This is a genomic window from Calditrichota bacterium (assembly GCA_013112635.1).
Taxonomy (GTDB): Bacteria; Calditrichota; Calditrichia; order Calditrichales; family J004; genus JABFGF01.
On the sequence record JABFGF010000005.1, the window covers coordinates 387512 to 399058 of the forward strand.

The 11547-nt window shown below is 34.6% G+C and carries 10 protein-coding genes; all 10 read left to right on the forward strand.

Features of this window, described 5'->3' with window-relative positions; genetic code table 11:
* Positions 1-6: 6 nt before the first annotated feature.
* A complete protein-coding gene (rlmD, locus tag HND50_15255) occupies positions 7-1413 on the forward strand; it encodes a 23S rRNA (uracil(1939)-C(5))-methyltransferase RlmD (GenBank protein ID NOG46597.1) in 1407 nt (468 codons plus the stop codon).
* 149 nt (positions 1414-1562) lie between these two features.
* Positions 1563-2093: an RNA methyltransferase gene (locus HND50_15260; protein NOG46598.1), complete on the forward strand. Its 531-nt coding sequence runs from the start codon at positions 1563-1565 to the stop codon at positions 2091-2093.
* A gap of 81 nt (positions 2094-2174) precedes the next feature.
* Positions 2175-3734, forward strand: a complete 1560-nt coding sequence (locus HND50_15265) for a DUF4388 domain-containing protein (protein ID NOG46599.1) — start codon at positions 2175-2177, stop codon at positions 3732-3734.
* The gene (locus HND50_15270) at positions 3731-4852 is read left to right on the forward strand and encodes a DUF4388 domain-containing protein (GenBank protein ID NOG46600.1); all 1122 of its coding nucleotides are present in this window, start codon (positions 3731-3733) and stop codon (positions 4850-4852) included. The genes HND50_15265 and HND50_15270 overlap by 4 nt, the downstream gene beginning before the upstream one ends.
* A gap of 2 nt (positions 4853-4854) precedes the next feature.
* The gene (locus tag HND50_15275; GenBank protein ID NOG46601.1) at positions 4855-5346 is read left to right on the forward strand and encodes a hypothetical protein; all 492 of its coding nucleotides are present in this window, start codon (positions 4855-4857) and stop codon (positions 5344-5346) included.
* Positions 5347-5361: 15 nt separating this feature from the next.
* A complete protein-coding gene (locus HND50_15280) occupies positions 5362-6501 on the forward strand; it encodes a PLP-dependent transferase (GenBank protein ID NOG46602.1) in 1140 nt (379 codons plus the stop codon).
* A 233-nt stretch (positions 6502-6734) separates the two neighbouring features.
* Positions 6735-8939 carry a transglycosylase SLT domain-containing protein gene (locus HND50_15285; protein NOG46603.1) on the forward strand — a complete coding sequence of 735 codons (2205 nt, stop codon included), beginning with the start codon at positions 6735-6737 and terminating at the stop codon, positions 8937-8939.
* A gap of 82 nt (positions 8940-9021) precedes the next feature.
* A complete protein-coding gene (locus tag HND50_15290; protein NOG46604.1) occupies positions 9022-9804 on the forward strand; it encodes a DUF72 domain-containing protein in 783 nt (260 codons plus the stop codon).
* Between the two features lie 112 nt (positions 9805-9916).
* A complete protein-coding gene (locus HND50_15295; protein ID NOG46605.1) occupies positions 9917-11275 on the forward strand; it encodes a sigma-54-dependent Fis family transcriptional regulator in 1359 nt (452 codons plus the stop codon).
* 132 nt (positions 11276-11407) lie between these two features.
* Positions 11408-11547 (forward strand): hypothetical protein (locus HND50_15300; protein ID NOG46606.1); only part of this gene is annotated, 140 nt, incomplete at its 3' end.

Here is an 11547-nt window from a genome sequence, read left to right on the forward strand (position 1 = left end):
TTATAAATGAATAATCAGTATCCGGTTAAGAAAAACCAGGTATATCCATTGGATGTTACCTCTTTGGCTTTTGGCGGGCAGGGTGTTGCCCGAATTGACGACTATGTTGTTTTTATTAAACGTGCATTGCCGGGCGATAATGTTAATGCCAGGATAACAAAAAGAAAAAAAAGTTATGCTGAGGCGAGGATTGTTTCGTTTAACAAAAAATCCGATCAAAGGATTGACCCGCAATGTAAATTTTTTGATTCTTGCGGTGGTTGCACCTGGCAAAATTTAATCTATAAAGACCAGTTGGCCTATAAAACGCAAATCGTTTCAGACTCAGTGAGCAGAATATCCGGTTTGAAGGAAACCACTGTAAAACCGATTATCCCCTCAGAAAGTTTTTTTCATTATCGCAACAAAATGGAATTTTCTTTTGCTGAAAAAAAGTGGCTTACTTTTGAAGAATTGGAGAATAAATCCATTTCAAAAGATTTTGCTTTAGGGCTTCATGTCCCGGGCACTTTTGATAAAATTGTACATATTGATAAATGCCTTTTGCAAAGTAATGAAGCATCTGGAATTCTTGATTTTGTATCAAAATATTCGCAGGAAAATAATTTAACACCTTATGGAATTCGCTCCCATGAGGGTTTACTTCGTTTTCTTGTCATTCGTCAAAGCCATTATAACAAAGAGATAATGGTTAATATTGTTACTGCTTATAAGGACAAGAAAATACAGGAACTGGCTGATGAGCTATTGGATCGTTTTGAAAATATTGCCGGAATTGTAAACAATATAAATTCTCGCAAAGCGCAGATTGCAGTTGGGGAAGAAGAAATATTATTAGCCGGAAAAGATTGGATTGAAGATAAAATTGGGCCTTTTGTTTTTAGAATTTCTGCAAATTCATTTTTCCAGACCAATACGGCACAGGCCGAACTTTTATATGAAACTGCAATAAATTTTGCAGACATAAACCCGGATGAAACTGTATGGGATTTATATTCCGGAACTGGGACGATTAGCCTTTTTTTGGCGCAGAAAGCTAAAAATGTCATAGGGTTTGAAATTACCCAAAGCTCGGTGGAAAATGCTTTTGAAAATGCGGAAAAATATAATGTAAAAAATGTGGATTTTGTTGCCGGCGATGTAATCAACAATATGGAAACATCGCAGGAGAAAGTTGATGTAATTGTAACCGATCCACCACGTGCAGGAATGCATGAAAAGGTAGTACTGTCAATTTTAAAAATCGCTCCAAAAAAAATAGTATACGTATCTTGCAACCCAACAACAATGGCCAGGGATTTAAAATTACTGGAAGAAAAATATACGGTTGATATTATTCAACCGGTTGATATGTTTCCACAAACCTACCATATTGAATGTGTAACCAGGCTTAGTTTAAAAAATAACAAATGACAAAATTCAAATTATAAATAAATTGCAATTATCAAAGTCCAAAATTAAAAAGTAAAGCATTACAAAACTGTTTGGTAATTTGGTAGTTTGGTTTTGCATTTTGTGATTTATATGTTTTTTGATATTGTATATTTTGATTTTAGGACACTATGCGCAGGAAATTAGAATTCGAAGAAATTTTTAAGGACAGGCCCTCGGTTGATGATTTAAAAAATCTTGAGCGAAAACCGATTATTGCCTTGATTGACAATATCAGAAGTATGCACAACGTTGGCAGTATTTTTCGTTCAAGTGATGGGGCGCGAATAGAAAAACTTCTTTTATCCGGATTTACACCATCGCCGCCAAGACCAGAAATTTCTAAAACGGCTTTGGGCGCGACCGATTCCGTACCATGGGCTTATGTTGATGATTCTGTTTCAAAAATTGAAGAGCTGAAAAAAGCCGGCTATACGATCTACGTGGTTGAACAGACCAGTGATAGTACCGTTTACAGCGATGTTCAGTTTAAATTTCCCTTATGCTTTATTGTGGGTAACGAGGTAGATGGTGTCTCGGATTCGCTGGTACAATTGGCTGACCATGCCATTGAACTCCCCATGCTGGGGTTAAAACATTCCTTAAATGTTTCTGTTGCATATGGAATAGTACTTTATAATATCCTTTCTAAGTCTTTGTAAACTTGTAGCTTAGACTTGACTAACTTTATCATTCCTTCTAAATTGCTTTTGATTAATTCTATCGGGTTATGAGGTGGTATAATGTCACAATATTCTGTGGTAATATTAGATACAGATGATAGCAGAACCGACTACTTTGAAAGCATGTTCAAAAAAGATGATCATGTTGTAAGTATTTATGGTAGCATTGGTTCTATAATCCAACATGCTGAAAACTCAGATAAAGTTGCCTTTCTTGTTGAGTACAATACACTAACCGCTGAAAACCGCCTCGATGTAATTAAGTTTTTTAAAGACTATTCCCGGCAAAATGTTTTTATGTTTAATGTGCCGGATAATGCCAATAAACGTCTCGCTTTTTACGAATTAGGTGCAAAACGTGTTTTTGATACATCTCATCCGCTTGATGAAATTTATTACGCTTTGATTTGGCCGATTAAAAACATGGTATCAGATTCAAATAAAAACCTGCTGATATCATCCGGGCAACTGGAAGATGTTTCTCTTAAAAGCTTAATAAACAATCTTGCCAGAGAAGAGCGAAGCGGTATTTTGAAAATTGTCACTGAAAATAATAGTGGCAAAGTCTATTTTCGGGATGGCTATATCACCCATGCACAAGTTGGTTTGCATGTTGGGGAAAAAGCTGTATTACATATGCTTTTCTGGCATACGGGTGAATTTATCTTTAATGCAACAACTTCCTTTAATGATACAGTTAGTGTCAGCTTAAGTATTGTAACACTTTTAATAATTGCGGAAGATTTACGCAAAAGCTATTTACAGAATCTGCAAGAAATCGGATCCCAAAAAGCCATAGTTCAGGTTACATATTCGGGAGACTTGAATAGCAGTTCTATAGAAATAAACAATGGGTTTAAAGATGCAATTATCCGTCCTGCAATTTTAAGTGTAATATTGGAAAACCAGTTTTATACCTGCTATGAAACGGCACAAAAATTAATTGAACTAAAAAACTATGGGTTTCTTTCAGTAACTGATGCTGAGGCAACAGTAATTGAAAAGAAAAAAGAAAAAGATAACCAGGAAATTCCATTAGGGACTTTTTCTCTTTTAGACAATGATGAAACATTAGAGCTTTGCCACAATGTTTCTCTGGAAAAATTACAATCTGGTAAAATACTTATTATTTCAACATTGGGAAAAAGCAGCTATCACGCCCTGCAATCAATTGTTCAAAATGGAAGTGATATCCATAAAAGAAATAATACACACGTTTGCCGGGTTGAAGTTTTAACCCAGACAGATATTTCATTTTACAGCCTGACAATGGATGAAACAGTCCTGGAATCGGTAGGGAAAATATCTGATGAATTTACTGCAATTGCATTTCTTGTTGATGTACAGAAAACAGATGTATTTGAATATACAAGCTATGTTATGCATGGATTGATTAAAAATGAACAAACCCTCTGGGCACCTTTTGCAATTAATTCAACAGAAGAAATGGATCTTGAGCAATTAAAATCTACACTCAATATTCCGGAGCATATTCCTTTTATTGCCAGTGATCCTACCAGGGAAGAAGATGTAAAGCAAATTTTGCTTAGTCTAAAAAAATATATTGCTCCGCAACCTGAAGAGCCGGATGTTGAAGTTGATCAGGATGAAGAATTATGAAAGAAGTGTTCATTGTAAGTGAAAGTGAAGATATTTTTTCAATGTTTTCCGGTGCGTTATCTTATCTTCCGGTTCATTTCTCATGGGTCGGGGATATGGATGTTGCAGAAAAGCAATTCCGAAATGAGAAACCGGATTTTGTTTTTTTTGCCGTTAATAAACTAACTCTTCTTCATAACTGGGTTGCCCGTTATAAATCATTCAAACTAAAGACTCCCTTTTTATGTTTTATTTCCAAAATTGGTTGGGAAAAGCGTGAACTGCTTTGGATGGCAGGTGCTGCTGAAGTGATTGAATTGCCAAAATTAAATAAAGAATTCAGGCAAATTGTTGAGTCAATTCTTGTTTCTTCAACCGAGGAAAACGCAGATAGCGGATTGAGTGGCAGTTTAAGTTTGATGAATGTGATAAACCTGATTCAAACATTTCAGGATGGCAAAAAGAATGGTATTATAGAATTGATAAGTAAAAACAGGGTGGGACAATTACAGTTTTACAAAGGTAAACTTGTAAACGCTCAGTTTAAATCACAAAAACCACTGGATGCGGTTTTAGCGATGTCTTTATGGCGTGAAGGCGTTTATACCATTTCATTGGACAAAACGCGTCATGCGCATAAGTTAAAACTTGAAAATGAAGAGATAATTAAGGAATGCCAAAATCATATTCTTGCCAGGGAAAAGTTGTTAAATTCTTTGCCGGATAGAGAAGTGGTATTTTATGCTTCACCACTGCTGGATTATGAAAAAATAAGTGCAGCCGATAGGAAAAGCCTACTGTTTTTTAAATTTGGAAAATCTTTAAATGGATTTTTAGAGAAAAATTCTGAAGGCTCGTTGGAGTTTTTAAAAGGAATTGATAACTGGGTTGAAAATGGCTCATTGATTGAAAAAGAAGAATATCAAAAACAGCAACTGAAAATTAAAGAACAGAAAAACCAATCCGGTGTAAAGAAAATTATTGACAAAATATTTTCTAAAAAAGTTACAGATGAAGAACAATCATCTAAAACTCAAAAAACAGTAAAAAATATTATCAAAGAAAACTCGCATAAAAAGTCGCACCTATTTGACCGCTATGAAGTTTTGGCTGAATTTGGCCGGATATTGGAGAATTAAAATTGAAGGAAGATAAAACTGTTTTAGAAATTCCCGTATTTGGAGCCTTCGATCAATATTTTGATCAATTTATGGAAACCAATAACAATGTAAATGAAAAAAAATACCACGATTTTGTTCTTAAAGAATATGCAGCTGATGATTCTCACATTGTATATTTCTATTTTATGGATTATATCCCGGAAACCGGTAGTGCTTCACTAATCGATCAAATTATACCCAAAGCCCCGTTTTCATTTTTCCTGGTTGATTCTAAGGAAGGCCTTCAGGAAGAGGCGACGCGTAATTTAATAGTAAATTATTGCGATAAATATTCAACACCTGTTTTTTTGATTGTCAAAAAAGACCCGCTTGAGTTTTATACAAATATTGTGAAAGATTCTTTGGTGGAAGAAAACAGTTTAGAACTAATCTTAATTGAAAATGATTCTGAAAATGTACAGAAAACAGCAATTGTTGAGGCGATTAAAAAAGTAACGCCTGTTAATATTTAGAAAGGATTCTATACGATGGGTTTTCAAACCGACGCGATTCATGCCGGACAAACAGCAGAGCCGGTAACCGGCGCAATTATGACACCGATATTTCAAACCTCAACGTATGTGCAGGAAGAGATTGGAAAACATAAAGGGTTTGAGTATTCCCGTACACAAAACCCAACAAGGCATGCCATGGAAGAAAATATTGCTGTCCTTGAAAGCGGAAAATATGGGATCGCTTTTTCATCCGGTTTGGCTGCAATTTCATCCATAATTGAAATGTTGGAACAAGGTGATCATGTAATCTGTACCGATAATGTTTATGGTGGAACTTTCCGGGTGTTTGATACAGTCTTTAAAAAGTTTGGTTTAGATTTCAGTTTCGTAGATACTTCAAATTTTGCACTTATTGAACAGGCATGCACAGAAAAAACAAAACTGATTTTTGTCGAAACTCCAACCAACCCAATGCTAACTTTAACTTCCCTGAAAAAGTTAGCAGATTATGGTAAAAAACAGAATATTTTAACTGTTGTAGACAACACATTTATGAGCCCATACTTTCAAAAACCTTTGGAATTTGGGATTGATCTTGTCGTGCACAGTACAACAAAATATTTAAATGGGCACAGCGATGTTGTTGGTGGTATTGTTTTAACAGCAAATAAAGAGTTGTCTGATAAGCTTCATTATATCCAAAATGCAGTAGGTGCAGTGCCTGGCCCAATGGATTGTTTTTTAGTTCTTAGAGCAACAAAAACACTGGCTTTAAGAATGCGTGAACATGAAAAAAATAGCATTGCACTGGCTAATTTTTTAAATGATCATCCAAAAGTGGAAAAAGTAATATATCCCGGTCTGGAAAGTCATCCACAACACGAATTGGCAAAAGAACAAATGAGCGGCTTTGGTGGCATTATCAGTATTGAGCTAGGTAGCCTGGAAAATTCGCGTAAATTTGCTGAGTCACTAAAAATATTTGCCCTGGCTGAAAGCCTTGGTGGTGTAGAAAGCCTGGTGGATCATCCTGCAATTATGACTCATGCATCCGTTCCTCAGAATGAACGTGTAAAACTTGGTATAACTGACGGATTAATCCGTTTGTCTGTTGGTGTTGAAGACGAGGAAGATCTGATAGAAGATGTAAGGCAGGCACTGGGAAATATATAAAAACAATTGGTTATTCTATTTTGGAGTGATCAATTTCTGTAATAATCCCCCGAAATAAAATCCACTCAACTTTAATTTTTTTATAGAGTTAGATTAAGAAAACATAAATTAAAATAGACTTTTGATCAAAATGTGATCCAGGTTGTATGATTTCCCTTTAGTATTTCATTATTATTTTATGTGATGAAAAAGGAACCGAGAATCTTAATGTAATATTTAACAGTTTAGGCATTATGAAAAAGTTATATTTATACTTTATAACAATAATTCTATTCTCGATAAGTTGGTATCCGGCAGATGATACTGGCTTTTCATCGTATATTTTGCCTCGAATGTTAAAAGTTGTTGCAGATGCTGATAGTGCTTATGATGTAAAGGATTATTCATTAGCAACGAAATATTTCAGTGAACTTAATGATGAATCTGCAAAAAACTTATCGAACTCCTCTCGCTTCAAATTTGCATATGCTCAATATAGAAATGGTGATTGGGCAAAAAGTAACGAAAATTTTGATTTTCTCTACCAAAAGTCAAAAAACTATTTACCTCAATATAGATCCTTTTTTAAAATAAAAAATCTCTGGCATTTAAACAGACTGGAAGCTTCCGCTCAAGCAGAGAAGTACATCAAAACATATAAAAAATCAGCCCTTTCAGATTCTCTTCTTTTACCGCTGGCTGATTACCTTTTTGAAAACAAGCGCTTTACCAAGGCCAGAAAATACTATCAATTGTTTAAAAAGCGGAAGGTTGATAAAAATAAAATAGCCTATAGCGCAATCCAGGCATCATTATGTTTGTATCATTCAAAAAAACGTTCGATTGCAAAAGATGAATTTATTCAGGTTTTGAGAAAATATCCTTCAAGCTCGGAAACGTTCAGGTTTGTGCAGTGGCTCCGTCAGGAAGAAGAAAAGTTTTCTGAAGAGCACTTTTTTAAAATTGCGGATGTTTATTATAAAAATAAAAATTATTCACCATTAAAAAGTTTACTTGAAGAATACATAAAAGGTGAGAATGACAAAGATCTCAAGGAAAAGGCACGCTTCAATTTAATTAAACTTTATTTTGCAAAAAAACAATACAGTACTGCGCTTTATGGTTTTAATAATTTGCTTGAACACTTGAATAATAAAAGTCTTGAGCCAAGAATTCGTCTTTACATTGCGCGGATACATTTATATAAAGGTCAAAAACAAAAAGCAATTACAGCCTATTTGGATTATGCGTCTCGGTTTCCAAGGAGAAGAATTGCTCCTGAAGCTGCCTGGAAAGCTGCATGGATTAGCGAGGAAATGAAGAACCTGCCAAGAGCGATGGAATTATATAAACTTGTCAGGAAAAAATGGCCTGGCAATAAACTGGCACGAGAGGCGTACTTCCGGGAAGGATTTACTTCTTTTCGTTTGGGAAATGTGCATAAGGCAGAGTCAATTTTTAATTCTATCCGCTATAAAAGATGGCCGGATGTCGATAAAAATCGGGCTAAATTTTGGGTCGCACTTTGCCGGGATATGCAAAATGATTCGCTAGCTGCCCGGAGTTTAAGAAAAGAATTGGCTGAGAATTTATGGGATGATTATTATACAATGAAGAGCTATCTGATGCATAAGTCAGATTTTGACAGCACAATAGGCATTTTGTCAAAATTTGAAGATAGCTCACAAAATCTTTCATACTATGCTGCTACCGGTTTAATAAAAAATTTTGAAGAAGCTTTTGAAGTAAAAGATGTGTTAGGTGAAAAGTATGCATTTGCAGCCCTTGAAGATATCAAGCTTTCAGCTAAATCTCAGGATGAGTGGATTGCACTGGCTGAGATTTACAAAAAATTGAAAGCATACAGCAAGGCTTTTAAAGCCTATGATTATATCAACTGGAAATTCTTCTCGGACAAACCTTTTATTGACAAAGCATTTATTTTAAAAGAACGATTTCCATATTATTATGATTCATATGTCCACAAGTATGCACGTAATTCCAAAATTGAACCGGAATTGATTTTAGCCTTGATGAAGCAGGAAAGTATTTTTGATTTTAATGCTCATTCCTGGGCTAATGCGTATGGTTTAATGCAACTTATTCCGGCTACGGCAAGGGAAATGGCCAACCTTAAAAATGTAGACTTAAAGGAAATTAACCAGCTTTTTGATCCTGAACTGAATATTAAACTTGGGACGCATTATCTAAAACAATTGTCGAAACGGTTTAAAGGAAAAAAAGAATGGGTTTTGGCTGCTTATAACGCCGGGCCTCACCGGGTTAAACGCTGGAAAAAGCTTCCGGGGTCAGATCAGATAGATGTATTTATAGAAAATGTTGAATACAGCCAGACAAGAGATTATGTACGAAAAGTTATGAAAAATTATTGGGCCTATAAACTGCTTCAAAATAATTTTCAGCTAGAAAACAGTGATCTGCTTTTAGGATTACAATAAAATTACAAGATGTAACCTGCTTCACATATTTTTATAAAATTCTTTCCTATCTTTAAATTCATCAACAAAAAATATATCTAAAATGAACTATCTGTTTGGTACTTCCGGTTTTAGTTACGATGACTGGAAAGGAAATTTCTATCCGGAAAATATTAAAAAGAATGAGATGCTTTCTTTTTATAGTGGAATATTCAAAGTAGTAGAAATTAACGTTACTTATTATACAATACCTTCAGCAGCGTCTTTTGAAAAAATGGCAGCTAAAACAGAAGACCAGTTTGAATTTATAGTAAAAGTTCACCAGGAAACGACACACCGGCGTAAAGAAAATGAAGCATCAATAAATTTGTTGGTGGAGGCATTAAGACCGTTATCGGAGCAAAAAAAACTTGCCGGGTTATTAGCACAGTTTCCATACTCTTTTCCAAATTCAGAGATAAATAGAAAGTACCTAAGAAAAACAAAAGATTTTATTAAAAATATTCCCTTATTTGTGGAGTTTCGAAATGCCAGCTGGAATAAATCGGCAGTAAAAGAGTTTTTATTTACAAACAACATTGGTTATGTAAATGTAGATGAACCTAATCTAAAAGGTTTGCTTCCCCAACAGGATTGGCTTACCTCAGATTTAGGTTATGTAAGATTTCATGGAAGAAATGAAAAAAAATGGTGGGATGGTAAAGGAAGTGAACGATATGAGTATAATTATAATCAAGACCAGTTAAAGGAATGGCTTATCCGGATAAGTGAGATATTAAAAAAATCATATAAATCTTATATATTTTTCAATAATCACCCCAAAGGAAATGCGCCGGCAAATGCCCAGTCTTTACAGAAATTGGTTAAACAATATATTCATAAATAGCTATCTTTGATTTGCCTTAACCCACTATGTCAATTAAATTTAAGCCATATATTTACCTAACTCGTAAATCTCATTTTTATTTAAATTCAATTTCAGGGTTTTTGGAGGCCGGATGAAAACCAAAATAATGGTTGTCGAAGATGAACATGAAACGCTCGAAATGATGACCGAAGTGTTTAGCAGTAAAGGCTATGATGTGGAAAAAGCTGCTAATGGAATCGAAGCACTTAGAAAGATTAAAACTCAAGAACCTGATATTATCCTTTCCGATATAAATATGCCAGGTATGGATGGAATGGAGCTGCTAAAGAATATATCAAAGGATTATTCTCATATTCCGGTAATAATGGTTACAGCTTATGGTACAATTGATAATGCTGTAGAAGCCATGAAAATGGGAGCCAAAGATTATATTACCAAACCTCTCCGATTTGATGAGCTACACACAAAAGTAGAACGAATCTCTCAACTGAGTTCATTAATAAAAGAAAATGAATTTTTACTTAATAAGCTTCAACAAAAGTATGATTTCACAAATATCATTGGCAAAGCAGACAAAATTAAACAATTGTTTGAACTGGTTCAGGATGTTGCTTCTACAAATACAACAGTATTAGTAAGAGGAGAAAGTGGAACAGGTAAAGAATTAATTGCCAATGCCATTCATTACAACAGTTCCCGAATGAAGAGACCTTTTGTTAAAGTGAATTGTGGCGTCCTTGCAGAAAGCCTTTTGGAAAGTGAACTTTTTGGCCATGTACGCGGCGCATTTACCGGCGCAATTAAAGATAAGGTAGGCAGATTTGAACTCGCTCATGGCGGTACTCTCTTTTTAGATGAAATTGGTGATATATCTTTGAATATGCAGTTGAAATTGTTGCGTGTACTTCAGGAAGGTGAATTTGAACGGGTTGGTGGTACAGAGACTATAAAAGTTGATGTACGTATTTTAGCCGCAACAAATAAAAATCTTGAAGAAGCAATGGAAAAAGGTACTTTTAGGAATGATTTATATTATCGTTTAAATGTTATTCCAATCCTGGTACCACCATTACGTGAAAGAAATGATGATATTCAATATCTGGTACATCACTTTATTGAGAAGTTTAATAAAATATATGGTAAAAATATTCGCGATATTGACCCCAAAGCGATGCTTATTTTAAAGAATTATGATTATCCGGGAAATATTCGTGAATTAGAAAATTTAATTGAACGTCTGGTAGTGCTTAACAAAAATTCAACAGGGGTTATTGTTGCTGCAGATCTGCCTCCAATCTTGCCCACTGCAGATTATTCCAACGGGGATGATACAGTAAACGGACTCGTTAAAGCTGTTGAGGATTATGAAAAGAAACTAATTCTGAAGGCTTTATCTGAGAACAGCAATAACAAAGTTCAAACCGCAAAAATGCTTCAGGTAAATCGCAGTACGTTTATGTCAAAACTGAAAAAATATAATATAAATTAAAAAAGGGGCTTATTAAGCCCCTTTTTTTTCACCTTCCTTAATCATTTCCCCCAAAAACTATTTATAGTTAGTATCAAATGATACCTTAATGAATTTTGTGTATTTTAAACCAAAATCTAAGGAGGTATCATTATGGATCAAAACCTTACCAAAAGGCTTCATTCCAAGTCTGTTAAAAACGCTATTGTTAATAATATTTCTCATGATTTCAACCTTACACCGATACTGGCTGAAGCTTACTTTAACCAGATTAAAAACTATTTCTTAGAACA